The sequence below is a fragment of the Streptomyces sp. NPDC007917 genome, assembly GCF_042959105.1.
Lineage (GTDB): Bacteria > Actinomycetota > Actinomycetes > Streptomycetales > Streptomycetaceae > Streptomyces.
In genome coordinates this window covers 147,031-171,796 of record NZ_JBIBKK010000003.1, presented here as the reverse complement: position 1 = coordinate 171,796, position 24,766 = coordinate 147,031, and the positions used below count along the sequence as shown (strand labels likewise).

The window sequence follows — 24,766 nt, the reverse complement described above, 5'->3', positions numbered from 1 at the left end:
GCGGTGAGGGCGGTTCCGTACGACCATGTCCTCCTGGGCCGTTGGGGCTGAGGAGGTTGCGGGGAATGCCCGGATCTGCGAAGGCGATGACAGCGTGCACGGTGGGGGGCCTGGTCCTGGTGACCGCGTACTCGGTGGCCCTCGGCAGCAATGGGTGGCTCTGGTTCGGCTGGGTGGTGCTCGGCCTGCTCACCGTCGGGGTCGTGGTGGCCCGGGCCTGAGCCCGCGCCACAGCGACCGCCACCACGACCGGCGCCCGGAGCGCCGCGCCCCGGGCCTGGCCCGCGGGGCGGAGGCCTCCGGCTGCTGCGACGGGTTCGGCTGCTCCGAGGGATTCGGCTGCTCCGATGAGCTCGGCCGGGGCAGGGCGCGGGCCGGCGAGTGGGGTGTCAGCAGGCTCGTCTCGGTCTCCACGGTGTCCGAGTCGCCCCGGCGCGGCGTGAACTCGACGGGCAGCGACACCAGGTGGCGGGAGATCCATGAGGCCGTCCAGCTCAGCTCGGTCTCCGGGACCGCCAGCCACAGATCGGGCAGGCGCAGCAGCAGGGTGTCGATACCGGTGTCGGTGATGGCGCGGCCGATGTCCTGGCCGGGGCATTCGTGCGGCCCGCCGCTGAAGGAGAGGTGCGAGCGGTTGCCGTACATGGGCGCGGCGACGTCGGGGCGTACGGCGGGGTCGACGTTTCCGGCGGCCAGGCCGAGCAGCAGCATGTCCCCGGCCCTGATCTGCCGCCCGCCCAGCTCCGTGTCGCCGGTCGCCCAGCGGCCGGGGATCACGGCGAGCGGCGGCTCGTTCCACAGCACATGCTCGATGGCGTCCGGCAGGGTCATCTGGCCGCCGGCCAGGGAGGCGCGGAAGCGCGGGTCGGTGAGCACCGTCCGCAGCGTGTTGGCCATCAGGTTGGTGGTGGTCTCGTTGCCGGTGAGCAGCACCAGCCGCAGATGCTGGACGACCTCCTCCTCGGTCAGCCCGGAGGGGTGGTCCAGCAGCCAGGTGGCCAGGTCCGCGCCGGGCTCGGCGCGTTTGCGCGCCACGAGGTTCTCCAGGGTCTCGGTGACGTACGCGTTGCTGCTGATGGCCGTCTCCGTGCCCATCATCAGGTCCCGGGTGGCCTGGACCAGGCGCGGACCGTACTCGTCGGGCATGCCGAGCAGATGGGTGAGCACCAGCATGGGCAGCTGCTGGGCGAACCCGGTCACCAGGTCGGCGAGCCCGTCGGCGGCGAACTGATCGACCAGCTGGTGGGTGAACCGGGTGACCTGGCGGCGGATCCCGCGCCGGTCGAAGCGGTTCATGCTCTCGGTGAGCGCCGCGCGCAGCCGCTCGTGCTCGGCGCCGTCGGCGAAGGTGCACATGGGCTGCCAGCCGACCACCGGCAGCAGCGGCGAGTCGGGGGCGACGCGGCCCTCGCGCCAGTCGCCCCAGTGGCGGGAGTCGCGGGAGAAGCGGGAGGGGGTACGGGCCACCTCCAGATTCTCCCGGTAGCCCAGCAGCAGCCACGCGGGCAGATCGCCGGCCAGCCGGACGGGGGCCACCGCGCCGTGCTCGGCGCGCAGCCACTCGTAGAAGCCCATTGGATCGGCTTCGTGTCCGGGCCCGAAGAGGTCCCCCACGGTGCCGGAGCGGACGGCGGCGTGGGCGGGGCACCCGGGGGGAGGCGCGGCGCCGAGGTGGTCCGTGCCGAGGTGGTCGGAGGGAGGGGTCACGGGGTCTCCGGGGTCACGGTGATGAGGGAGTGCAGATAGCGCACGAGGGTCAGCAGGGTGTCGCGGCTGGACCCGCGGTCCCGGGCGTCGAAGTCGACCATGGGGACGGAGTCGGGCAGGTCCATCGCGGCGCGCAGCTCGGACATGGGATAGACGGGGGCCTGGGGGAAGGCGTTGACGGCGACGACGAAGGGCACGGCGCGCTCCTCCAGCCGTCCGACCACGTCGAAGCTGACCTCCAGGCGGCGGGTGTCGACGAGCACGACGGCACCGAGGGCGCCCTCGAACAGGCCGTCCCACAGGAACCAGAAGCGCTCCTGGCCGGGCGTGCCGAACAGGTAGAGCACCAGCCGGTCGTTCAGGCTGATCCGGCCGAAGTCCATGGCCACGGTGGTCTCGGTCTTGCGCTCCACCCCGGCGACGTCGTCCACGCCGACCCCCGCCTGGGTCATGGTCTCCTCGGTGGTCAGCGGCCGGATCTCGCTCACCGAGCCGACCATCGTCGTCTTGCCCACGCCGAACCCCCCGACGATCACCACCTTGACGGCCGCGCTCACCGAGGACGGCAGGGTGTCCTCGCTGCGCGGTCCGACGGGCGCTCCGGGGCCGATGAGCGCGTCGGGGCCGACGGCCGTTCCGGGGCCGACGAGCGCTTCAGAGCTTCTGTAGTCCATGCATCACCGCTTGGAGGAGTTCGGGGTCGGGCAGCGCGGCGGCGGGGACCGGCGCCCGGGTCTCCACCTGGTCGTTCCCGAGCAGGTCCGCGAGCAGCACGGTGACCGAGGAGACGGGCAGGGCCAGATACGCGGAGATCTCGGCGACGGACAGCGGGAACTGACACATCCGCAGGAGGGCCGCGCACTCGGGGCGCGTCCCCGGCTCCGGCTCGGCCCGCGCCACGATCAAGGTGACCAGTTCGACGTCGGCGCGCCCGGACCGGGGCTCGTCGTCGTCGGGGAGGGTGTACAGCCGCTCGGGGACGCCTTCGGCAAGGCGCTCCCGCGGTTCGCTCATGCCGTCCGCCCGTCGACGCGTGGCGGGCTGCTGAGGTGTTCGCCGAGCCGGGCCACCAGGCTTCTCATGCACTGGCCCATCAGCCCGGCGTCCACGGTGTCCTCGGCCAGCACCGCCAGATACGCCCCGGTGCCCGCCGCCATCAGGTAGAAGAACCCGCCGTCGACCTCGATGGCGACCAGTTTCATCCGCCCGTCGCCCTCGGGGAATTCGGCGGCGATCGCCCCCGAGAGGCTTTGCAGCCCCGCGCAGGCGGCGGCCAGCCGGTCGGCGGTCTCCTCGTCGGCGCCGATCTGCGCCATGCACAGGCCGTCCGAGGAGAGGAGCACCACGTGGCGGGTCTGCGGAACGCTGGTCGCCAGGTCCCGGAGCATCCAGTCCATGTTGTACCGCGGTTGCGTCACTTGCCTATTCACCCTTATCCGACTCGTGCGAGATGTTCGACGATTCATCACGGTGCGGACGGCCGCCGGATTCGGTGTGCTCGGCCGCACCGGAAATGCCGTTGAAGAACGGGGCCAGCCACAGTCCCGGCTCCACGGGCGGCTCGGCCGGCGCCGGGCGCGCGGGCTCGGCGCCGCTCTCGCGCCGGACGGGCCGGGTGACCTGGGGCGTCCGGCGGCGGCGCTGGGGCAGTCCGACCGTGTTCTGCGGCACCGTGACGCGACCGAAGTCGGACGGGCCGCCGGTGCGCGTCGGCCCCGGGGTTCGCGTCGGCATCGGGGTGCGCGTCGGCCCCGGGTTGGGCGTCGCCCGGGTCACGGGCTTGGGAGGGGGCAGCTTGGCGGCCCTGGCGATCATGCCGCCGGGCGCGGGGGTGGTGCAGATGACGCTCTGCGGTACGACCAGGACCGCGCGGACACCGCCGTACGCGGAGGGGCGCAGCGAGAACTGGAAGCGGTACTTGTGGGCGAGCCTGCCGACCACCGCGAGCCCCAGGCGCGGTGTCTCGCCCAGGTCGTTGAGGTCGAGTCCGGTCGCGGCGTGGGCCAGCACCAGGGCGGTGCGTCTGCGGGCCTCTTCCGTCAGGCCCACCCCGGCGTCCTCGATCTCGATGGCGACCCCGGACTGGACCTCGACCGCGGTCAGGTGCACCCGGGTCTTGGGCGGTGAGTAGCGGGTGGCGTTGTCCAGCAGTTCGGCCATGGCGTGGATCAGCGGCTCGACGGTCGGGCCGACGATGCCGACGTCCGCCACCGAGTGCAGGGTGACCCGCCGGTACTCCAGGATCCGCGACATCGCGCCGCGGCAGACGTTGTACAGCGGGATCGGGCTCCGCCACTGGCGGCCCGGGCGGGAGCCGCCGAGCACGGCGATGCTGTCGGCCATCCTGCCGATCAGCGCGTTGCCGTGGTCGAGCTGGAGCAGATCGTTGAAGACCTCGGGGTCGGCGCCGTGCTTGTCCTCCATCTCCCGCATGTCGTAGGCCTGCTGGTGGGTGATGGCCTGGACGCGGCGGGCGATGTTGACGAAGGCCCGCTGCGCGGCGTCCCTCAGGTCCTCCTCGACCCGTACGGTGTGCAGCAGCTCCGCCAGGACCGCCCGGTGCGCGGACGCGAAGTCCGGGTCGAGGCACGGCGCCTGGTCGATGGCCTTCATCACGTCGGCGGTCTCCGCGCCGCGCCGCAGCCGCTCGACGGCCGCGGGAAGCACCTCCTTGGCCAGCCGCCTGGTCTCCACCTCCTGGTCGACCAGGCGCTGCCGCAGCACGGCCTCCCGCTCGGCGGCCTTCAGCCGCAGGGCCGCGATGGCCCGCCCGCGGCGCACCGCCTCCGCCGCCGCCACGGCCACCGCGAGCGTCGCCGCCAGGCCGCACCAGGCGACCGCCGTCCGGGCGCCGGTGGGGACCCGGACCACGGCCAGCGCGGCGGCCAGCGCCGTCGCCGCGGGTGGGATCAGCCATACGAGTGCGGAGGCGGGCCGCCGGCCTCCGGGTGACGAGCCAGCAAAAACCATGGGCGTCCTTAAAGAACAGGCAGAGAACAGCAGAGGGAATGATGGGGAAACCGGGCGCGAAGCGCTCGCTATGAGCCAAGGAGCATAGCGCTTATGGCAGTTGCCGAGACGAATATGCGTTTTTCTCGGTAATGCATAGAAGTACGAATTGAAACGGCACAGGAATCGATCAGGTTCTTTCATTTTCATTGCCTCTTCGAACTCTTTTGAGCCTTGGGGCCGCTCTGCCCAGAGCAGATCAGCGCAGGGCGAACGGGCCTGGCACGGGCCCCGGGGGACTCGTAGCGTCCGGGCATGAGCAGGGGAAACGCATATGTGATCGGGGCGTCGGGACAGATCGGGCGGGCGGCGGTGCGCGCGCTCGCCGCGGACGGATGGGAGGTGCGGGCCGCCTCGCGCGGCGGCGGCCGCGACCAGCGATGGCCCGAGGACGTGGAGACCGTGACCGTGGACCGGGAGGACGACGCCGCGCTGGCTGCGGCCCTCGGGGACGGCTGCGATGTGCTGCTGGACTGTGTGGCCTACGGGACGCGCCACGCCGGGCAGTTGCTCGGCCTCGCGGACCGGATCGGCTCGGCGGTGGTGATCTCCAGCTGCGCCGTGTACCAGGACGACCGGGGCCGCGGCTTCGACACCCAGGGCGAGCCGGACGGCTTCCCGCACTACCCGGTGCCGATCCCCGAGTCGCAGCCGACCGTCGCGCCGGGCGACGCCACCTACGCCACGGCCAAGGCCGCGCTGGAGCAGGAGCTGCTGAACGCCGGGGACCGGCTGCCGACCACGCTGCTGCGCGCCGGGGCGATCCACGGCCCGTACAGCCCCCTGCCCCGCGAGGCGTACTTCGTCAAGCGGGTGCTCGACGGGCGGCCGGTGCGCCTCCTCGCCCACGGAGGTGCGAGCCGGTTCCACCCGGTGCACGTGGACAACCTCGCCGAGCTGATCCGCCTGGCCGCCCGCAAGCCCGGCTCCCGAGCGCTCAACGCGGGCGACCCCCAGGCGCCGACGGTCGCCGAGATCGCGGCCGCGGTGGACGCGGCGATGGGCGCCACCAGCGAGCTGATCACCATCGACGGCGAGCCGCCGCGCCCGGGCCTGGGACAGACCCCCTGGAGCACGGCCCTGCCGCTGGTGATGGACATTTCGGCGGCGGAGCGCGAGCTGGGCTACCGGGCGGCGACCGGATACGCCGAATCGCTGCCGGAGACGGTGGAGTGGACGGCCGGTCAGCTGGCGGACGGCCGCGGCTGGCGGGAGGTGTTCCCGCTCCTGTCGAAGGCGTACCCGCGCGATCTCTTCGACTACGCCGCGGAGGACGCGTGGCTGGCCGAGGGCGGGCGGTAATTCCGTCGCGCCGTGATCACCCGGCACGTAGCCTCGCACCGATGCACAAAGACACGGAGATGAGCGGATGAGCGGGCGGTTGCGCGCGATCGCCGGTGAGACGGAGCGGATCGTCGCCGAGGGCGGCTATACGACACCGAGCGGACACGAAGTCCGTCTCGCCGAGCACATCGAGCGTGCGATCGGGGGAACGCGTCTCCACGAGCCGGCGCACACGGTGGCGAGCCGACGCGGCCCCGCCCCCGCCGAGGACCGCGACACGCGGTTCGAGGTCACCGGGGAGAGCAGCCTGGAGGCAGCGCGCAGGCTGGTGGGCGAAGGAGACGGGGCCGACGGGGCCGTGGCGGTGCTGAACTTCGCCTCCGCCCGCAACCCCGGCGGCGGCTACCTCAACGGCGCCCAGGCTCAGGAGGAGGCCCTGTGCCGGGCCTCGGCGCTGTACGCGTGCCTGCGCGCCGCACCGGAGTTCTACGCGGCGCACCGGGCCGACCCGAGCCCCTTCTACAGCGACCGGGTCATCCACTCCCCCGGCGTGCCGGTCTTCCGTGACGACCGGGGCGCCCTGCTCGACGCCTGGTACGAGGTCGGCTTCCTGACCTCGGCCGCGCCGAACGCCGGGGTCGTCGCGCAGCGGGGCATGGACACCTCGCGCCTTCCCGGGGCGCTGGCCTCGCGCGCCGGGCGGGTGCTGGAGGTGGCCGTCGCGCACGGGTACCGCCACCTCGTGCTGGGCGCCTGGGGGTGCGGGGTGTTCCGGAACGACCCGGCGGCGGTGGCCGAGGCGTTCCGCGCCCATCTGGTGGCCCCGGGGCGCTTCGCCGGGCGTTTCGAGCGGGTCGTCTTCGCCGTGCTCGACCGCCGCGCGGACTCGCCGACGCGGGCCGCGTTCGCCGACGTTTTCGGGCGCTGACGGACCCTGGGTCCCGCTTTGGGGGTGCGTACCCCCGAAGCGGGACCCGGGCCTCGGCCGGTGCCGGCTACTTCGCGGCGGCCGGAACGGGCGTGGCGTGCGGGCCGCACGTCACATCCGCGGCGTCCACCGTTCCCTTCAGCAGATAGGCGTCCACCCGGTCGTTGACGCACGGGTTGACCAGGCCGGTCACACCGTGCGAGCCCGCGTCCTTCTCGGTGATCAGACGTGAGCCCTTCAGCCGCTTGTGCAGTTCGACGGCGCCGTCGTACGGGGTGGCGGCGTCGCGCGTGCTCTGCACGATGAGCGTCTTGGGCAGCCCCTTGTCCGCGCCGACCTCCAGCGGGGTCTGCTGCGGGGCGTACCAGGTGGCACACGGCAGGTTCATCCAGGCGTTCGCCCAGGTCATGAACGGGTAGTCCTTGTGCAGCCGGGTGTTGTCCCGGTCCCAGGTGCGCCAGCTGGTCGGCCACTTGGCGTCGGCGCACTCCACCGCCGTGTAGACGGCGTTGCCGTTCTCCGAGGCGATGTTGCCCGCGGTGTCGGACAGATCCGGGCCCGCGGCCTCGACCAGCTGCTTCTCGTCACCGGCGAGATAGGCGCTCCACACCGCGGCGACCGGGGCCCAGGAGGAGTCGTAGTACGGCGCGCTCTGGAAGAAGCCCACCAGCTCGGCCGGGCCGACGACCCCGCCGATCGGGTGCTTCTTGGCGGCCGCGCGCAGCGTCTCCCACTGCTTGAGGACCTTCGCCTGGGTGTCGCCGATGTGGTAGGTCGCGTCGTTCTTGGCGACCCACGCCGTCCAGTCCTTCCAGCGGGTCTCGAAGGCGACGTCCTGGTCCAGGTTGGCCTGGTACCAGATCTTCTCCCGCGACGGGTTGACCACGCTGTCGACGATCATGCGGCGCACATGCGTCGGGAAGAGCGTCGCGTACACGCCCCCGATGTAGGTGCCGTAGGACACGCCGAGGTAGTTGAGCTTCTTCTCGCCCAGCGCGGCCCGGATGACGTCGATGTCACGAGCCGTGTTGGGCGTCGTCATGTACGGCAGCATCCCTCCGCTGCGCTCCGCGCAGCCCTGCGCGTACTCCCGGGCGAGCTTGCGCTGTGCGCGCTTGTCCGCCTCGCTGTCCGGCACCGGGTCCGGCTTCGGCGCCTTGACGTACTCCTGCGGGTCGACGCAGGAGATGGCGGCGGAGTGGCCGACCCCGCGCGGGTCGAAGCCGACGAAGTCGTACGCCTTCGAGGTCTTCGTCCACAGCGGGTTCTTGGTGGTGACCCGGCGCGGGAACTTCAGGCCGGAGCCGCCGGGCCCGCCCGGGTTGTAGATCAGCGCACCCTGGCGCTCGCCGGCACTCCCCGTGTTGCCGATCCGGTCCACGGCGAGCTTGATGGTGCGGCCGTGCGGCTTGGCGTAGTCGAGCGGGACCGTCACGTAGCCGCACTGGATGGGCTTCTCCAGGCCCCAGTCGACCGGGCAGTCCTGCCAGTCGATGCCCGCTGCCGCGGCCTTGGCCGCGGCGATCTGAACGCCACGCGCCTCCGCTGCTCCCCCCGGCGTACGCCCCTTCGCGCTGGCCATGGGTGTGGCCAGGGCGCCGGCTATCAGCGCCCCGGTCAGCACGCCGCCGGCCGCGCCGAGCATTGCTGTACGTCTCACGTGGGTAATCCCCCTGCTGGTTCGCGCCGCGCTGTGGCGGCGATGATCACAGAGTGTCAAGAGGATCCTCGCGCCTCACCGACCGGTCGGTACAGGGCAAAGCATGAAATCAGCGTTTCTTTGTCAATCCATGAACATCCTGCCATCGGCGGCCCCTTGAGCGGCCTCGCACCACCCGGGCACATCGCCACGCACACCGCCGCCGGCCACCCCCTCCCACAGCCTCCGCAGCCGCAGCGCGTCCGGCGCCACCGCGGTGACCAGCGCGGCGGGTCCCGCCAGCGGAGTGAGCACCGCCGTCTCGCCGAGCTGCCGGACAGGCACCGGCCGCTCCTCGAACGCCGGGTCGACGAACAGGAGCTGACCCGCCGCCCGATGTCCGCCGAGGACCGCCCCGCCGTCCCAGCCGGCCGTCCCCGGCCCGTAGCCGAGCTCCTGGTCCAGCAGCGGCCGCCCGGCCCGGTGCACCGTCAGACGGGTCGTCAGCCGGCCCGGCGGCTCTCCTGCCCGGCCGAGGACCTGCTCCTCGCGGAGCGCCAGACGGGCGGTGGGGGCGAGCTCGACGCGGCAGGTCATCCGCAGGTCGCTGCCGCGCGCCGAGATGAGCGGCTCGGGATGCCAGCACAGCGTCGCGCCGTCGCCGACGGTGAGCCGTACGTCGTAGCGGGCGGGCTCGCCCGACCGTCCGGGCAGCGCGATGGTCGCCGCCGCCGAACCGACACACAGCCGCGCCCCCGGCCCCACCACCACATCGAGAGCGAGCCGGTCCCCACCGAGCGGAGCGCTCATCGCCCCCACCAGGGTCACCCGCGCCTCGGCCCCCACCGCCCGGGTCCGCCGCAACGCGAGCGGCCCGTCCCCGACGAGCACGGGCAGCCCGGTCCCGCCCCGCCCGTCCGCCTCGGCGACGATGCGGGCGAGGGCGCGGACGCCGGAGGTGGGGGTCGGCAGGTCCGGGGCGGGGAGGGATACGCCTGGGGTGGGGGGTGTGGGGCGCGGGCCGGATGTGTGGAGCGGGGGCGGGGGCGCCGTCATGCGTCGGCCGCCGTCCAGGCGGCCAGTTGGTCGCGTACCCAGTCCGCGACCGGCTTGACGCCGTTCTCGGCGACCAGGGACGTGAAGGCGACGGGCAGATCGCCGCGCTGGGCGCGTGCGTCGTGGGCCATGCCCTCCAGGTCGGAGCCGACATACGGCGCGAGGTCGGTCTTGTTGACGACCAGGAGGTCGGCGGTGGTTACGCCGGGGCCGCCCTTGCGCGGGATGTCGTCGCCGCCCGCGACGTCGATGACGAAGATCTGGGCGTCGACCAGTCCCTTGGAGAACGTCGCGGTGAGGTTGTCGCCGCCGGACTCGACGAAGACGATGTCGAGGCCGCCGAGCGGACCGGCGGCGTCCTCGAGGTCCTCGATCGCCTCGAGGTTGGCGGAGATGTCGTCGCGGATCGCGGTGTGCGGGCAGGCACCGGTCTCCACGGCCGTGATGCGCTCCGCCGGCAGGACGGCGTTGCGCAGCAGGAACTCGGCGTCCTCGCGGGTGTAGATGTCGTTGGTGACCACGCCGATGGACAGCTCGTCGCGCAGCGCCCGGCACAGCGCGGCGACGGTCGCGGTCTTCCCGGAACCCACCGGGCCGCCGAGGCCGATGCGCAGGGCGCGGCGGGTGCCGTCGGGGCGGCGGGGGTCGGCGGCGCTGTAGGTGTGGCGCTGCGGGTAGACGTCGGTGTCCGCGTGGTCGAGATGCATGACGGCTCCGGGGGTTGCTCAGGGGCGGGGCTTGGGCGGGGCGTGCACCGCCGCCGCGGCGCCTGCGGCGGTGCTGTGGCGCTGCGGCTGTGGCGGCTTGGCGGCAGTGGCGGCTCGACGGCTGTGGCGGCTTGGCGGCTCCTACGAGGCGAAGAGGCGTACGGGCCAGGCCGCATGCGCTTCGGCGGTGATGTCGAGCAGCGGCGCGGAGGCTGCGGGCAGCGCGTCCGGGCCCTCGTCGAGGGCGCGGACGGCCGCTTGGGCGGCCCGCGCCGCGACCTGGTCGAGCTCGGGGACGAGGCGGGCGAGCACGGCGGTGGCGTCGAAGGGATTCAGGCTCAGCAGCCGTACGGCGGCGGTCGCGGGCCCGCTGACCGACTCGTACGCGGCGATGTGCGCGGCGTCCTGCGGGCTCGCCCCGGCGGCGCGCGCGGCGAGGCCGAGGACGATCGGCTGGTGGGCGCCGCGCGGGCGGGCGGTGGCGAGGGCGTCGAGCTCAGGACCCGGCCAGGTGGCCCGTGCGGCGCGCATCATCTGGCGGCCGAGCCGCCGCGCGGTGGCGCGCAGCGCGGGGGCCGGGGTGCGGGCGTCGGCGGCCTCGTCGAGCAGGAGCGGGTCGAGCCCGGCGGCGGCCGCGGCGGCGAGCCCGGCCGCGGTGAGCCCGGCGGTGTGCAGCCGGCCCCGGCAGAACTCCTCGAGCGACGCCGCGTCCCGGATCCGGCCCGCCTTGACGGCGGCCTCGGCACCGCCGGAGTGCGCATGGCCTCCGGCGGGGAACCGGCCGTCGGCGAGGACGAGCAGGGCCGCCCGGGCGGCGGGCCCGCCCGGGGAGGTCGCGGCGCCCTCGGGCACAGGCATGGTCGGCACGTTCACCTCAGAAGGCCCGTTCACCTCAGAAGAGGAAATAGCGCTGGGCCATGGGCAGTTCCGCCGCCGGGGCCGGTTCGACCGGCTCCCCGTCGATGGTCACCGTGAAGGTGTCGGGGTCGACCTCGACACGTGGGCGGGCGTCGTTCTCCCGCATATCGGCCTTGGTGACGCCGCGCGTGCTGCGGATCGGGGCGAACCGCTTGCCGAGGCCGAGCCGCTGCGCCAGGCCGTCGTCGAGCGCGGTCTGCGTGACGAAGTTGACCGAGTTCGCGGCCGGGGCGCGGCCGATCGCGCCGAACATGGGGCGCGGCAGGACCGGCTGCGGGGTGGGGATGGACGCGTTGGCGTCGCCCATCTGCGCGTACGCGATCTGCCCGCCCTTGATGACCAGCTGCGGCTTGACGCCGAAGAACGCCGGGTCCCACAGCACCAGATCGGCGAGCTTCCCGGTCTCCACGGAGCCGATCTCGTGGTCCAGGCCCTGGGCGACGGCCGGATTGATGGTGTATTTGGCGACATAGCGACGCGCCCGGTGGTTGTCGGCGCGGCCGTCGCCGGGCAGGGCGCCGCGCCGGCGCTTCATGACGTGCGCGGTCTGCCAGGTGCGCAGCACGACCTCACCGACCCGCCCCATGGCCTGGGAGTCGGACGAGATGATCGAGACGGCGCCGAGGTCGTGCAGGATGTCCTCGGCCGCGATGGTGCTCGGCCGGATGCGGGACTCGGCGAAGGCGAGGTCCTCGGGGACGGCGGGGTTGAGGTGGTGGCAGACCATCAGCATGTCGAGGTGTTCGTCGACGGTGTTGACGGTGTGCGGGCGGGTGGGGTTGGTGGAGCTGGGCAGCACGTTCGGCTGGGACACCACGGTGATGATGTCCGGCGCATGCCCGCCGCCCGCGCCCTCGGTGTGGTACGCGTGGATGGAACGCCCGGCGATGGCGGCGAGGGTGTCGCCGACGAAGCCCGCCTCGTTGAGCGTGTCGGTGTGGATGGCGAGTTGGGCGCCGCTCTCCTCGCACACCCCCAGGCACGCGTCGATGGCGGCGGGGGTGGCTCCCCAGTCCTCATGGATCTTGAATCCGAGGGCGCCGCCCCGCAGCTGGGAGTACATCGCCTCGCGCGAGACGGTGTTGCCCTTGCCGAGCAGCCCGATGTTGACGGGGTGGCCCTCCAGCGCCTCGAACATCCGGGCCAGATGCCAGGGGCCCGGCGTGATGGTGGTCGCCTTGGTGCCCTCGGCTGGTCCGGTGCCGCCGCCGACCAGGGTGGTGATGCCCGCCGCAAGCGCCTCGTCGGCGATGGTCGGGGAGATGAAGTGGACGTGGGCGTCGATGGCCCCGGCGGTGAGGATCTTGCCGTTGCCGGCGATGACCTCGGTCTCCGGCCCGATGACGAGGTCGGGGTGGACGCCGTCCATGGTGTCCGGGTTCCCCGCCTTGCCGATCCCGGTGATCCGGCCGTCGCGCAGACCGACGTCGGCCTTGACGACGCCCCAGTGGTCCAGGATCACGGCGCCGGTGATCACGGTGTCGGGGGCCCCTTCGGCGCGCGTGGCGCGGGACTGGCCCATGGACTCGCGGATCACCTTGCCGCCGCCGAAGACCGCTTCGTCCCCGGCCCGGCCGGGGCCGCCGGCGCGGTCCTCCTCGATCTCGATGAGGAGGTCGGTGTCGGCGAGCCGTATACGATCCCCGGCGGTCGGCCCGAAGAGATCCGCGTACGCGGCGCGGCTGAGTTCAGTCATCGAGCGGCCCTCCTGTCTCGCCACGCAGCCCCGGTACGACGCGTTCGCCCGCTATCGGGACCAGCTCGACCTCGACGGGGATACCGGGCTCGAAGCGCACGGCGGTGCCTGCGGCGATGTGCAGGCGCTTGCCGTGGGCGGCGGCGCGGTCGAAGTCGAGGCCGGGGTTCGCCTCGGCGAAGTGGTAGTGGGAGCCGACCTGGACGGGCCGGTCGGCGGCGTTGAGCACGGTGAGGCGGGTGACGGGGCGGCCTTCGTTGAGGCTGATCGGCTCGTCGGCGTGCAGGATCTCTCCGGGTATCACGGGAGGCGCCCTCCGTCAGGCTATGGGCTGGTGGACGGTGACGAGCTTGGTGCCGTCCGGGAAGGTGGCCTCGACCTGGACGTCGTGGATCATCTCGGGGATGCCCTCCATGACCTCCTCGCGGGTGAGCACCTTACGGCCCGAGGCCATGAGCTCGGCGACCGTACGGCCGTCGCGGGCGCCCTCCAGGATGTGCGCGGTGATCAGCGCGACGGCCTCCGGGTGGTTGAGGAGCACTCCCCGGGCCCGCCGCTTCCCGGCCACGTCGGCGGCCACATGGATGAGCAGTCGTTCCTGCTCGTGCGGGGTCAATTGCACGCTTCCCACCTCACACTCGTCCCGGCCCTCTTCTAAGGACGGACCCTAGATCCGCGGCGTTTCCACCGCGTTAACTGGCACGAGCGGGCCGAGCTGCCCGGCGGGCCTCGTTTCCGCGGCTCGCCGGGGTGGTGGTCAGCTCAGCGGCAGGAAGGCTCGTATGCGCTTGCCGCCGCCGGGGAGCGCGCTCACCGTCACCTCGGAGGCCAGCATGCACACCATGGGCCAGCCGTGGCCGCCGGGTACGGACGGGTCGTTCGGGGGGCGGGCCGTGGGGAGGGCGTCGCTGGCGTCCTCGACCGTGATCTCGAGCCGGTTCCCCTGCACCTCGCATCCGAAGACGGTGATCCCGCCGGCGTGGCGCAGTGCGTTGGTGGCCAGCTCGGAGGTGAGGAGCAACGCGTCGGTGAGCGTCCGGGCGGGCACCGGGGGCCGGTGCCGGCTGAGCAGCTTCCGCACGGCATCGCGTGCCACCGCGGCGGTGCCCGGGCTGGGGAGCACCGACATGTGTCGGTCGACGGTGGTCACTTGGCCTCCCTCCGGCGGTCTGGTTCGCCCTTCCTCTCCGGCTTCCCGGCGACGCCGCGCTCACTCACCCGCCTCGCCGGGCAGGCGGAGCCCGAGGGCTGTGACCGAAATCGTAGGCATAACCCGCGATTCGTTGGACAGAAGCGCCCCACGACCAATCGGCGTCCGGTCCGGCCAGAGCAGGGAGGGGTTATGACGATGTCCGCGGCGAGCATGTCCACGGCGAACGAAACCAGCCTGACGGGATTGCCGCACGATGTCGATCCGCGAAGCGTCGCGCCGAGGGACGCCCGGGCGTTGTCCAAGTCCCTCTTCGACCAGCTGACGACCCTTGAGGAGGGCACGCACGAGTACGCCTACGTGCGCAACACCCTCATCGAGATGAACATGTCGCTGGTCCGGTTCGCCTCGCGGCGCTTCCGCGGCCGTAGCGAAGAGATGGAGGACATCGTCCAGGTCGGCATGATCGGTCTCATCAAGGCGATCGACCGCTTCGACCTGTCCCGCGAGGTGGAGTTCACCACCTTCGCCGTGCCCTACATCGTGGGCGAGATCAAACGGTTCTTCAGGGACTCGACCTGGGCGGTCCATGTGCCGCGGCGGCTCCAGGAGGCCCGCGTCGAGCTCATGAAGGCGACGGACGAGCTCGCTTCGCGCCTCGGGCGCACTCCCACGGTGAGCGAGCTGGCGGCGCTGATGGACCTGACGGAGGACGAGGTCATCGAGGCGCGGATAGCGTCGAACGGCAAGAGCAGCGCCTCCCTGGACGCCACGTTGGGCGGCGACGGCCAGGACGGGGAGTCCGTGCTGGCCGACTTCATCGGCGCCGACGACCCCTCCCTGGAGCTCGTCGAGAACTACCACGCGCTGGCACCGCTGATCGCCGAACTCGGCGACCGGGACCGGCGGCTGCTCCATATGCGGTTCGTCGACGAGCTCACCCAGGCGCAGATCGGCGAGCGGCTCGGCGTCTCCCAGATGCATGTCTCGCGCCTGCTGACCCGGACCATCGGCCGACTGCGCGCCAGGCTGCTGCCCGCCTGAGATGCCGGGCTCGGCTCGCGGGTTCAGCTCACATCGATCCCGATCAGACAGGTGTCGTCGTCGGTGTCGGACCGCGCGTGCGTCAGCAGGAGGTCCAGGTGTTCCGCGAGCTCCGGCGTGGCCGCGCCGGCGATGGCCAGCAGTTGTTCGAGCGACTTCTCCACGGACGTGTCCCGCCGCTCGATCAGCCCGTCGGTGTACATCAGCAGCCGGTCCCCGGACGACAGGGAGATCCGGTGTTCCTCGTACCGGGCCTCCGCGACGGCGCCGAGCAGGATCCCGCCCGGCAGCGGGAGGGCGGTGGCGGTTCCGTCGTGGATCAGGACGGGTGGCGGGTGACCGGCCCGCGCCCACCGCAGCGTCTGGGTCGAGGGGTCGTAGATGCCGCAGACCGCGGTGGCCGTCACATGCTCGGTGAGATGGTGGGCCACGCTGTTCAGCCAGCCCAGCAGTTGGGCCGGGCCGCATCCGGTCGTGGCCAGTCCGCGCAGCGCGTTGCGCAGGACCACCATCCCGGTGGCCGCCTCGATGCCGTGGCCGGCCACGTCGCCGACCGCCAGCAGCACCTTCTTGCCGGGCAGGACCACGGCGTCGTACCAGTCGCCGCCCACCAGGTGTCCCTCCTCGGCCGGGCGGTAGCGGACCGCCACGTGCAGCCCGGTGATGTCGACCGGGGCCGGGGACGACGGCATGATGGCCCGCTGGAGCTGGAGGGCCAGGCGGTTGCGTTCAGCGGCCTGCTGCTCGGTGTCGGCGAGCTTGTCGCGCGTGGCCGCCAGCGCCACTTCCGTCCAGTGCTGGGCCGAGAAGTCCTGGTAGGCCCCGCGCACCGCGAGCAGCCTGCCGGCCTGATCGGCCACCGGCTCGGCGACGACGCGGATGTGGCGCACCGACCCGTCGGCTCGCCGGAGCCGGAAATCCGTGGACGCGGAGTGGCGGTGGTGCAGCAGTGTGCGCAGGAACCGGCCGATGGGCACGGAGTCGTCGGGGTGCGCGTGTTCGGCCAGCCGCTCCACCGGAACGGGTGCGGCCGTGGGCGGCAGCTCGAAGATCGAGAAGAGCTGGCTGTCCCAGAGGACCTCGCCGCCGATCGTGTCCTGCTGGAAGCCGCCGATCCGGCCGAGGCGCTGGACGTGCTCCAGCAGGGAGGCGAGCCGGGCGGCCTCGCTCTCCAGCCGCCAGGTGAGCAGCACCGCGTCCCCGTACCGGCCCATGCCCACCGTGACGATCCCGGTGAAGGAGGCGTCGCCGGCCAGGACGCTCAGGGCCGTCCGCTCCGCGCGGAACGGTTCCCCCGTCGCGTGGACCCGCAGCGCGTGTCCATACAGTCCGCCTTCGCGGGCGGTGAGCGGATACGCCTCCAGCAGCCGCGTGCCCGTGATCATGGAGCGCGGCCGGCCGGCCGGATCGACGAAGCGCTCGTTGGCGTACGCGATGTCGAAGTCGACCACGTGGTCGTGCCCGTCGAGCAGGGGGCGCAGGACCAGCACCGGGTCGAGCAGGCCGTCGGCCAGCTCCATCAGGGCGTTCGCCGGGACCACCGGGTCCTCGGCGGTGCCGGCCGCGGCTGCCTGGGAGTCGGGCAGGGTGTGGGCGCACAGGTCGGCCAGCGCGTTCAGCTGGCGGCTGACCGGAGAGGGCAGCGGGGGGCGGGGGTGGGGCCAGCACACCTCCAGCACGCCGAGGATGCGGCCGGCGAGCTCGGCCGGAAGCACGGCTCGGGCACCGTCGCTGCCGTGGTGCTTCCCTATCCCCGGCACCTCGGGGGGCAGCTCCCCGAACCACTGGGAGTGGCGTTCGGTCACGGCGCGCTGGGCGGGGACGCCGATGCCGGGCGGCACATAACGCCAGCGTGCCGCCTCGCCCCCAGGGAAACCCGCGTGTCCGACGAGGGTCAGGGCGCCGCCGGAGGCCACGGTCCACAGCGCCACCGCGCTCGCCCCGAGCGGGGCGAGCACCTGCTCGATCAGGGTGTCCACCACGGACTGGGGGTCCTCGGTGAGCGCGCCGGCCTCGGCCGACCGCAGCCGCAGGACGGCGGGCGGGGTGGGGCTCTTGTCGTCGGGGGACGTGGCGCGGCTGGGCAGGGCCTCGGCGACCTCGTCCCCGGCCGCCCCGTTGACGATGTCCGCGGCCAGCTCCAGAAGCGGGAGCCCGGCGGTCTCCGCCAGCTCCTCCAAATGGTGGGCGGCCGCCGTCGGGCCGCCGTGGCCGCGCTCGACCAGGATGCCGGTGGCGATGCCGATCAGTGACCGCGCGTCGGCCGTCTGCTGTGCCGCGGCGAGTTCATGGCGCAGCCGCGCCACCGTGGCGGCCAGCGCGTCCAGGCCCTGTTCGCACCCGCTCACCGGTGCAGCCAGCGGCGGATGCGGGTCACGAGCGCGTCGGCGTCCAGCGGCTTGGTGATGTAGTCGTTCGCCCCGGCGGCCAGCGCCTTCTCCCGGTCGCCCGCCATGGCCTTGGCGGTCACCGCGATGATCGGCAGGTCGGCGTACTCGGGCATGGACCGGATCGCCGCGGTCGCGGAGTGGCCGTCCATCTCGGGCATCATCACATCCATCAGCAGCAGTTCGACATCGGGGTGCCGGGACAGTGTCTCCAGGCCTTCGCGTCCGTTCTCGGCGTGCAGGACGCGCATGCCGTGCAGTTCGAGGATGCCGGTGAGCGCGTACACATTGCGGCTGTCGTCGTCGACGACGAGGACCACCCGCCCGGCGAGGTCGTCCGCGGGCGGGTCCGTCTGCGCGGACGGTGCCGCCTCCGCGGGCCGGGCCCGCGGGACGTCGGTCGGGGCGGTGGGCGGTACCGGGGGCTGGGCGTCGGGGGTCATGTGGACCGCGATGCGCCGGCGCAGCTCGTCGAGGCTCGGCAGCAGTTCCCACGCCCTGCCCTCGGACCAGTCCGCCAGCTGCCGCTCCCAGTGGGGGTCCAGCGGCTCTGTGTGGTGGGCGAGCACCGGGATCCGTTCCGCGGCCGGGGTCCGGCCCAGTTCCTCGAGGAACCGCAGGGCCGCCCCGTCGGGCATGCCGAGGTCCAGGACCACGCAGTGGCACGGCTCCGCGGCGAGCGCCGCGGCGGCTTCCTGCGGCCCGACGGCGGTGCGCAGCCGCACCGGGCCCGGCGCGTCCCCGGTCCGGTCGCGGTCCGCCGCCCCGTCGACCACGCTCTCGGCCAGCAGCGACAGCAGACCGCGCGGCCGCTCCTCGACCACGAGCAGACCGCGCCGCCCGGGCCGGGCGGCGGCCGACGGCTCCTGGGCGGGCCGCGGCGCGTCCGCGGCCTGTGGCGTGTCGCCGGGCGAGGTGTGGCGCTCGACCGGCAGGTAGAAGGTGAAGGTGCTGCCCTCGCCGAGAGTGCTGGCGGCGTGTACCGCACCACCGAGCAGATGGGCGATCTCCCTGCTGATGGACAGGCCGAGGCCCGTGCCGCCGTAAGCGCGGCTCGGGGTGCCGTCCGACTGCTGGAACGCCCCGAAAATCGCTTCCAGCTGGTGCTCGGCGATCCCTATCCCGGTGTCCACGACCCGGAAGGCGATCACGGGCCCGTGCTCGCGGACCTGCTGGGGCAGACCGGTCTCGGCGGCGGGCGCGATACGCAGCTCCACCGCTCCGGTCTCAGTGAACTTGACCGCGTTGGACAGCAGGTTGCGCAGGACCTGGCGCATGCGGATGTCGTCCGTCACCAGTTCGTCGGGGACGGCGGGCGAGACGCTGATGTGGAATTCCAGGCCCTTCTGGGCCGTCAGGGGCCTGAAGGTGGCTTCGACGTAGTCGAGCAGGCGCCGCAGCGGCACCCGCTCGGGCTTGATGTCCATCCTGCCCGCCTCGACCTTGGACAGGTCGAGGATGTCGTCGATCAGCTGGAGCAGGTCGGACCCGGCGGAGTGGATCACGCTCGCGTACTCCACCTGCTTGGGCGTGAGGTTCCGGGTCGGGTTCTGCGCCAGGAGCTGGGCGAGGATCAGCAGGCTGTTGAGGGGGGTCCGCAGCTCGTGGCTCATGTTGGCCAGGAACTCCGACTTGTACTTGGAGGCAAGGGCCAGCTGCCGGGCCCGCTCCTCCAGCTCCTGGCGGGCCTGTTCGATCTCCCGGGTCTTGGTCTCGATGTCGCGGTTCCGCGCCGCCAGGAGCGCCGCCTTCTCCTCCAGTTCGGCGTTGGAGCTCTGCAGCTCGTCCTGGCGGGCCTGCAGCTCCTCGGAGCGCGCCTGGAGTTCGGCGGTCAGCCGCTGGGACTCCTCCAGCAGCTCGTCGGTCCTGGCGTTGGCGACGATGGTGTTGATGTTGACACCGATCATCTCCGCGAGCTGTTGGAGGAAGTCCCGGTGGATGGCGGTGAACCGGGTCACCGAGGCCACCTCGATGACGCCGAGCACCTGGTCCTCGACCGCGATGGGCAGCACGATCAGGCTGGACGCCTCGGCCGCGCCGAGGCCGGAGGAGACGGTGACATAGCCGGGCGGGAGTTCGTCGATGGCGATGGTGCGGCGGCTGCGGGCCGCCTGACCGACGAGCGACTCACCGAGCCGGAACCGCACGGGCCGGTCCTCGTCCCCGGCGGGCAGCCCGTAGGAGCCGATCAGGTGCAGCTCCGGGCCCTGCGGGGTGTCCCGGGCGAGGTAGAAGCCGCCGTACTGGGCGCCGACCAGCGGCACCAGCTCGTCCATGACCGACTCGGCGACCGCCGTCAGCTCGCGCCCGCCCTGTGTCAGCCCGGAGACGAGGGCCAGGTTGGTCTTGAGCCAGTCCTGCTCCTGGTTGGTGCGGGTGGTCTCGCGCAGGGACCGCACCATGGCGTTGATGTTGTCCTTGAGGTCGGCGACCTCTCCGGAGGCGTCGACCGTGATGGAGCGCGTGAGATCGCCCTCGGCCACGGCGCTGGTGACCTCGGCGATGGCCCTCACCTGGCCGGTCAGGTTTCCGGCCAGCTCGTTGACGTTCTCGGTGAGCCGCTTCCAGGTCCCGTGGACGCCCTCGACCTCGGCCTGCCCGCCGAGCCGTCCCTCGCTGCCCACCTCGCGGGCCACCCGGGTCACCTCGGCGGCGAACGAGGAGAGCGTGTCGACCATCGTGTTGATGGTGGTCTTCAGCTCCAGGATCTCGCCGCGCGCGTCCACGTCGATCTTGCGGGTGAGGTCGCCCCGGGCCACCGCCGTGGTCACCTGGGCGATGTTGCGCACCTGATTGGTCAGGTTGTTCGCCATGGAGTTGACGTTCTCGGTGAGGTCCTTCCAGATGCCCGCCACATGGGGCACCTGCGCCTGCCCTCCGAGCATGCCCTCGGTGCCGACCTCACGGGCGACCCGGGTGACCTCGTCCGCGAACGCCGACAGCTGGTCGACCATCGTGTTGATCACCCCGGCGAGCGCCGCGACCTCGCCCTTGGCCTCGACGGTGATCTTCTGCGACAGATCGCCCCGGGCCACCGCGGTCGCCACCTGGGAGATGGACCGCACCTGGCTGGTGAGGTTGGACGCCATGACGTTGACGTTGTCGGTCAGGTCCTTCCAGGTGCCGAAGGCGCCCCTGACGGTGGCCTGCCCGCCGAGGTTTCCCTCCGTGCCCACCTCGCGGGCCACCCGGGTCACCTCGTCCGCGAACGCCGACAGCTGGTCGACCATCGTGTTGATGGTGGTCTTCAGCGCCAGCACCTCGCCGCGGGCGTCCACGTCGATCTTGCTCGTGAGATCACCCTGGGCCACGGCGGTGGCCACGCGGGCGATCGACCGCACCTGGGCGGTGAGGTTGCCGGCCATGAAGTTGACCGAGTCGGTCAGGTCCCGCCAGGTGCCGCCGACGCCGGGGACCCGCGCCTGCCCGCCGAGCCGGCCCTCGGTGCCCACCTCGCGGGCCACCCGGGTCACCTCGTCCGCGAACGCCGACAGCTCGTCGACCATCGTGTTGATGGTGTCCTTCAGCTCATGGATCTCGCCCCGGGCCTCGACCGTGATCTTCTGGGTCAGATCGCCCTTGGCCACCGCAGTGGCGACCTGGGCGATGTCCCGCACCTGAGTGGTCAGGTTTCCCGCCATGGCGTTGACGGACTCCGTCAGGTCCTTCCAGGTGCCGTCCACGCCGGGCACCTCGGCCTGACCGCCGAGGCGGCCCTCGACGCCCACTTCCCGGGCCACCCGGGTCACCTCGGAGGTGAACAGCGCCAGCTGGTCCACCATGCCGTTGAAGACGGCGGCGATCTCCCCCAGGAGCCCGTCGCGGTCGGCCGGCAGACGGGTGCCGAAGTCGCCGTCCCTGACCGCCGTGAGGCCGGCCAGCAACTGCCTCAGTTCCGGTTCCGCGACCGGTCCGGCACTCCGGCCGGTCGCGGAACGCGTCGTCGTACGCCTTCCCGCGCCGGAACTCGCTGCCATGATTCTCCGCCCCTCATGTAGCGGTCCGCTCACCGCCTCGCCCCGCGGTCACGGGTCCGGTGAGCCGTCGACACGGAAGTGATCAGGCGCTCTGAGCGTCATACTGCCACAGTTGCCGCCCAGCAACTATCAGCGAAGCCCGGCCGCCACCACAAAGGCGGACATGCGGGAAAGCCCTGGTGACAACTCCGGCCGGGCACGAGGAGAATGTGATAAAGGGCTCCGGGAGGGCGTCACGGAACGGGTCGCGTGAGAGCCTCGTCGACCGTCCCGGCCAGGGCCAGCAGCCGCTCGGTCTCGGTGATCCGGAGCACATGGCGCATGCTCTCCGGCACCCCCGCGAGCACCAGCCGGGCCCCCACCCGCCCGGCCCGGCCGTGGAGCCGCAGCAGCACATTGAGCCCGCTGGAGTCGCAGAAGGTCACCCCGCGACAGTCGAGGACCAGCCGGTCGGACCGCCGCGCCAGCGCCTCGCCCGCGACCCGCTCCAGGACGGGCGCCCCTTCGAGGTCGAGCTCACCGTGCAGCGCGAGCACCTGCCCGGCGACGGCGTCGACCCGGAAACCACCGGACATGCACACCCCTCCAGCCTCGATGACCGTCCTCGGCCCCGTCCGGGGCACCCTGGAGGCGGCCGCTGCCGCCCCATCCAATCAATTGCCCGACGGCACGGGCCACCGGGTCCGGGCCGCTGTCACCCGCCCGGGCTCCTGGTTATCGCAATATTTGTCGTAAGACAATTGTTGTCCTCGTGGTGCATAGAATGCGGCGTGACGATCACTCGGGGGTCGCGACGGTCCATCCGTCGCGACCGCACCGTTCGTCGCATGTCGGCGCGGCAAGAGCACGCCGGCCCGTGGCCGCCGCGGTCCCGGCGCATTCGAGAAGCAGGACGATGTGGACAATATTGCTACGGTCGAGCGGGCTCTGCGCACAGCCGCACCCCATGCCCTGCTCGATGTCGTCACGACTGCCCTGACGGAGCGGTACGGCGCCGAACGGGTCGAACTGCGCCTGGTGGACTACGGCATGCGATCGCTCCAGGTCGTGGGGTCCGGACCCGACGACGCGGAGCCGGTGCCCGTCCACGGCAGCCCCCAGGGCCGCGCCTTCGGGTCACAGGAGCCGCGCGTCATCGAGGACACCACCCGGGGCTCGGCGGATGTGCATCTGCCGATGACGATCCGCGGCGACCGCATGGGCGTCCTGTCGGTGCGGCTGCCCGCCGACGCCTTGCACCAGGCATCCCTTCAGGACCTGCAGTCGATCTGCGAAGCGCTCGGCCACGAGATCCTGGTGGCGGGGCGCGACACCGACCTCTACCTCCTGGCCCGGCGGGCCACCCGGCTGACCCTCGCCGCCGAACTTCAGTGGCAGTTGCTGCCCGGCCATTCCTGCACCCGCCCGGAGTTCTCCCTCGGAGCCCACCTCGAGCCGGCGTACGCCATCTTCGGCGACAACTTCGACTGGTCCGCCTCGGCCGATCACCTGACCCTGACCGTCACCAACGGCATGGGCGAGGGCATCGAGGCGGCGCTGCTGACCAATCTGGCCGTCAACGCCCTGCGCAACGCCAGGCGCGCGGGACTGGACCTCGTCGACCAGGCCAGCCTCGCCGACCAGGCGGTCTACGCCCACTACCGGGGCGCCGCCTATGTGTCGATGCTGCTGCTGCGCTTCCACTTCGCGACCGGGGAGGTGGAGGTCGTGGACGCCGGGTCGCCCCGCCTGTGGCGCCAGCGGGACCGCACCGTCGAGTCCGTCCGGTTCGACGCCCAGCTGCCGCTCGGCATGTTCGAGGACACCGTCTACGTCGCCGAGCACTTCACGGTCCGCTCCGGCGACCGCCTGCTGTTCGGCAGTGACGGGTTGTACGACGCGGTGTCCCCGGCGGGTGAGCGCTATGCGGAGCGGGCGCTGGTCCGCGCCCTGGGCAACACCAGGCTGCTGCCGCCGACCCAGGTGCCGCAGGCGGTCCTGCGCGAACTGGCGGGCTTCCGCGGTGACACGCCGCTCGACGACGACGCCCTGGTGGTCTGCCTCGACTGGTACGGACGGGAAGGCGACGGACAAGCGGGGTCAGCGGGGTGACGGCCGAGCAGGCCGATCATTGCCATTTGACAACTGTGACCGAGTGACAACATTCTAGGGAGGCTCGTTCCGCGCCGGGGGCTGCTCCGGCGCGCTTCAGGCGGCGGCCTGTGACACATGAGGGGTGGACGGTGGCGCATCGGGCGTGGGGGCGCTCGCACCAGCACGGGGCGGAAGTCTCAGGCCAGCCGCACCGTACTGTCCTCCGCGTCCCGCCGCCGGACGGTGGCGGTCTCCTCCACCGCACCGCGGAACCCCTTGAGCCCTTCCAGCAGCGCCTTGCGGGCGGTCGGGGTCATGGTCGCTATGGCGGCCAACAGGACTTCCTCCCGCCGGGCCCGCAGCTCGAGCAGATACGCCTTGCCGTGGCCGGTCAGGCGGATCTCCAGCTCCCGCCGGCTGACCGGGCTGGGCGCGCGCTCCACGAAGCCGAGAGCCTGCAACCGGTCGCACAGCCTGCTCACCGACGAAGGAGCCGACCCCAAAAGCTCACCGAGGGTACGGAGGTTGATGCCCCCCTCGCGGTCCAGGCTGTACAACACCCGTAGCTGCGACGCCGATACGGGAGAGGACGAGACGGCGTCCCGTCCCCGCTCCCACAGGACCTCGAGCAGTTCGATCACCTCGCAGGCCATGTGAGCGGCCTCGCGGGACCGGCGGTGCGAGGGTGCCGGATTCACGCCCATAACAGTGCACTCCGAATCAGCGTTGTCGGCCCTTGGCGCCGGCCGTGCGCCTTGCTCCCGCTGCCACCATATCTCCGGCCCGCCGCCCGCCCCGGCGGGTGGTGAGGACCCTCCCCCGGTCACCCCTCGCGGCCCGGGCGCCGGCCGCCGGCGCCCGGGCCGCGATGTTCCGCCGCGATGTCGCCATGGTGCTCCGCCGCGATGCCGAACCGCCGCCGTTCGCCGGGAGCGGACATCCCCGGGCGCACGGCCGAGACCGTGCTGATCACCTGCTGCTCTTCGGCACCCGCCGCGGCCTGCTCGAGCTCCTCCAGTCGCCGCAGGTCATCGGCGGAGACCAGGGCCACGAGCGGTTTTCCGTGCCGGGTCACGACCACGCGCTCGCCGCCGTACACAACGCGGTTGATCAGTTCGGCGAGCTCTGCTCGGGCTTGCGTCACCGGAATCTCGTAGGCCATGCTCCCCATCATAACGAGATGTACGTCCT

The 24,766-nt window shown here is 72.3% G+C and carries 23 protein-coding genes; 5 read left to right on the top strand and 18 right to left on the bottom strand.

Annotation, left to right across the window (positions count from 1 at the left end):
• Positions 1-65: 65 nt before the first annotated feature.
• The gene (locus tag ACFZDL_RS06765) at positions 66-221 is read left to right on the top strand and encodes a hypothetical protein (RefSeq protein WP_043488071.1); all 156 of its coding nucleotides are present in this window, start codon (positions 66-68) and stop codon (positions 219-221) included.
• Here ACFZDL_RS06765 and ACFZDL_RS06760 read toward each other — a convergent pair.
• Genes ACFZDL_RS06760 through ACFZDL_RS06740 form a run of 5 tightly spaced genes read right to left on the bottom strand, consistent with a single transcriptional unit; the run spans position 190 to position 4,677 of the window.
• A complete protein-coding gene (locus tag ACFZDL_RS06760) occupies positions 190-1,707 on the bottom strand; it encodes a cytochrome P450 (RefSeq protein WP_353593218.1) in 1,518 nt (505 codons plus the stop codon). The two genes, ACFZDL_RS06765 and ACFZDL_RS06760, sit on opposite strands and share 32 nt — an antisense overlap.
• On the bottom strand, positions 1,704-2,381 hold the full coding sequence (locus tag ACFZDL_RS06755; protein WP_353593217.1) for an ATP/GTP-binding protein: 678 nt from the start codon (positions 2,379-2,381) through the stop codon (positions 1,704-1,706). Before ACFZDL_RS06755 ends, ACFZDL_RS06760 begins: the two co-directional genes overlap by 4 nt.
• Positions 2,362-2,721: a DUF742 domain-containing protein gene (locus ACFZDL_RS06750; RefSeq protein WP_353593216.1), complete on the bottom strand. Its 360-nt coding sequence runs from the start codon at positions 2,719-2,721 to the stop codon at positions 2,362-2,364. The genes ACFZDL_RS06755 and ACFZDL_RS06750 overlap by 20 nt, the downstream gene beginning before the upstream one ends.
• Positions 2,718-3,104, bottom strand: a complete 387-nt coding sequence (locus ACFZDL_RS06745) for a roadblock/LC7 domain-containing protein (RefSeq protein ID WP_353593301.1) — start codon at positions 3,102-3,104, stop codon at positions 2,718-2,720. The genes ACFZDL_RS06750 and ACFZDL_RS06745 overlap by 4 nt, the downstream gene beginning before the upstream one ends.
• A gap of 25 nt (positions 3,105-3,129) precedes the next feature.
• Positions 3,130-4,677 carry an ATP-binding protein gene (locus ACFZDL_RS06740; protein ID WP_353593215.1) on the bottom strand — a complete coding sequence of 516 codons (1,548 nt, stop codon included), beginning with the start codon at positions 4,675-4,677 and terminating at the stop codon, positions 3,130-3,132.
• A gap of 294 nt (positions 4,678-4,971) precedes the next feature.
• Between ACFZDL_RS06740 and ACFZDL_RS06735 the strand changes: the two genes are divergently transcribed.
• Complete coding sequence (locus ACFZDL_RS06735) at positions 4,972-6,018, top strand: NAD-dependent epimerase/dehydratase family protein (protein ID WP_353593214.1); 1,047 nt, start codon at positions 4,972-4,974, stop codon at positions 6,016-6,018.
• A 67-nt stretch (positions 6,019-6,085) separates the two neighbouring features.
• Positions 6,086-6,928 carry a TIGR02452 family protein gene (locus ACFZDL_RS06730; protein WP_353593213.1) on the top strand — a complete coding sequence of 281 codons (843 nt, stop codon included), beginning with the start codon at positions 6,086-6,088 and terminating at the stop codon, positions 6,926-6,928.
• 67 nt (positions 6,929-6,995) lie between these two features.
• On the opposite strand, the gene ACFZDL_RS06725 is transcribed toward ACFZDL_RS06730, so the two are convergent.
• The 8 genes from ACFZDL_RS06725 to ACFZDL_RS06690 form a co-directional block, all read right to left on the bottom strand.
• Positions 6,996-8,573 (bottom strand): alpha/beta hydrolase, encoded by a 1,578-nt coding sequence (locus ACFZDL_RS06725; RefSeq protein WP_353593300.1) that lies wholly within the window; start codon positions 8,571-8,573, stop codon positions 6,996-6,998.
• Positions 8,574-8,711: 138 nt separating this feature from the next.
• Positions 8,712-9,623 carry an urease accessory protein UreD gene (locus tag ACFZDL_RS06720; RefSeq protein ID WP_353593212.1) on the bottom strand — a complete coding sequence of 304 codons (912 nt, stop codon included), beginning with the start codon at positions 9,621-9,623 and terminating at the stop codon, positions 8,712-8,714.
• On the bottom strand, positions 9,620-10,330 hold the full coding sequence (ureG, locus tag ACFZDL_RS06715; protein ID WP_353593211.1) for an urease accessory protein UreG: 711 nt from the start codon (positions 10,328-10,330) through the stop codon (positions 9,620-9,622). The genes ACFZDL_RS06720 and ureG overlap by 4 nt, the downstream gene beginning before the upstream one ends.
• A 141-nt stretch (positions 10,331-10,471) precedes the next feature.
• A complete protein-coding gene (locus tag ACFZDL_RS06710; protein WP_353593210.1) occupies positions 10,472-11,188 on the bottom strand; it encodes an urease accessory UreF family protein in 717 nt (238 codons plus the stop codon).
• Positions 11,189-11,222: 34 nt separating this feature from the next.
• A complete protein-coding gene (locus tag ACFZDL_RS06705) occupies positions 11,223-12,944 on the bottom strand; it encodes an urease subunit alpha (RefSeq protein ID WP_353593209.1) in 1,722 nt (573 codons plus the stop codon).
• Complete coding sequence (locus ACFZDL_RS06700) at positions 12,937-13,248, bottom strand: urease subunit beta (protein WP_353593208.1); 312 nt, start codon at positions 13,246-13,248, stop codon at positions 12,937-12,939. The genes ACFZDL_RS06705 and ACFZDL_RS06700 overlap by 8 nt, the downstream gene beginning before the upstream one ends.
• Before the next feature lie 15 nt (positions 13,249-13,263).
• Positions 13,264-13,566 carry an urease subunit gamma gene (locus ACFZDL_RS06695; RefSeq protein ID WP_353593207.1) on the bottom strand — a complete coding sequence of 101 codons (303 nt, stop codon included), beginning with the start codon at positions 13,564-13,566 and terminating at the stop codon, positions 13,264-13,266.
• A 135-nt stretch (positions 13,567-13,701) separates the two neighbouring features.
• The gene (locus tag ACFZDL_RS06690) at positions 13,702-14,094 is read right to left on the bottom strand and encodes an ATP-binding protein (protein ID WP_353593206.1); all 393 of its coding nucleotides are present in this window, start codon (positions 14,092-14,094) and stop codon (positions 13,702-13,704) included.
• 198 nt (positions 14,095-14,292) lie between these two features.
• On the opposite strand from ACFZDL_RS06690, the gene ACFZDL_RS06685 reads away from it, so the two are divergent.
• Positions 14,293-15,138, top strand: a complete 846-nt coding sequence (locus tag ACFZDL_RS06685; RefSeq protein WP_391190710.1) for a SigB/SigF/SigG family RNA polymerase sigma factor — start codon at positions 14,293-14,295, stop codon at positions 15,136-15,138.
• Between the two features lie 23 nt (positions 15,139-15,161).
• On the opposite strand, the gene ACFZDL_RS06680 is transcribed toward ACFZDL_RS06685, so the two are convergent.
• The 3 genes from ACFZDL_RS06680 to ACFZDL_RS06670 form a co-directional block, all read right to left on the bottom strand.
• Positions 15,162-17,486, bottom strand: coding sequence for a SpoIIE family protein phosphatase (locus ACFZDL_RS06680; RefSeq protein ID WP_353593205.1), 2,325 nt, complete (start codon positions 17,484-17,486; stop codon positions 15,162-15,164).
• Positions 17,483-21,502, bottom strand: coding sequence for a HAMP domain-containing protein (locus tag ACFZDL_RS06675; protein ID WP_353593204.1), 4,020 nt, complete (start codon positions 21,500-21,502; stop codon positions 17,483-17,485). The genes ACFZDL_RS06680 and ACFZDL_RS06675 overlap by 4 nt, the downstream gene beginning before the upstream one ends.
• A 233-nt stretch (positions 21,503-21,735) precedes the next feature.
• Positions 21,736-22,077 (bottom strand): STAS domain-containing protein, encoded by a 342-nt coding sequence (locus ACFZDL_RS06670; protein ID WP_353593203.1) that lies wholly within the window; start codon positions 22,075-22,077, stop codon positions 21,736-21,738.
• A gap of 322 nt (positions 22,078-22,399) precedes the next feature.
• Between ACFZDL_RS06670 and ACFZDL_RS06665 the strand changes: the two genes are divergently transcribed.
• The gene (locus tag ACFZDL_RS06665) at positions 22,400-23,593 is read left to right on the top strand and encodes a PP2C family protein-serine/threonine phosphatase (RefSeq protein WP_353593202.1); all 1,194 of its coding nucleotides are present in this window, start codon (positions 22,400-22,402) and stop codon (positions 23,591-23,593) included.
• Positions 23,594-23,772: 179 nt separating this feature from the next.
• On the opposite strand, the gene ACFZDL_RS06660 is transcribed toward ACFZDL_RS06665, so the two are convergent.
• Entirely contained in the window at positions 23,773-24,279 is a 507-nt protein-coding gene (locus ACFZDL_RS06660; protein ID WP_353593201.1) for a MarR family transcriptional regulator, read from the bottom strand.
• A gap of 119 nt (positions 24,280-24,398) precedes the next feature.
• A complete protein-coding gene (locus tag ACFZDL_RS06655) occupies positions 24,399-24,737 on the bottom strand; it encodes a type II toxin-antitoxin system Phd/YefM family antitoxin (RefSeq protein WP_353593200.1) in 339 nt (112 codons plus the stop codon).
• Positions 24,738-24,766 lie beyond the last annotated feature (29 nt).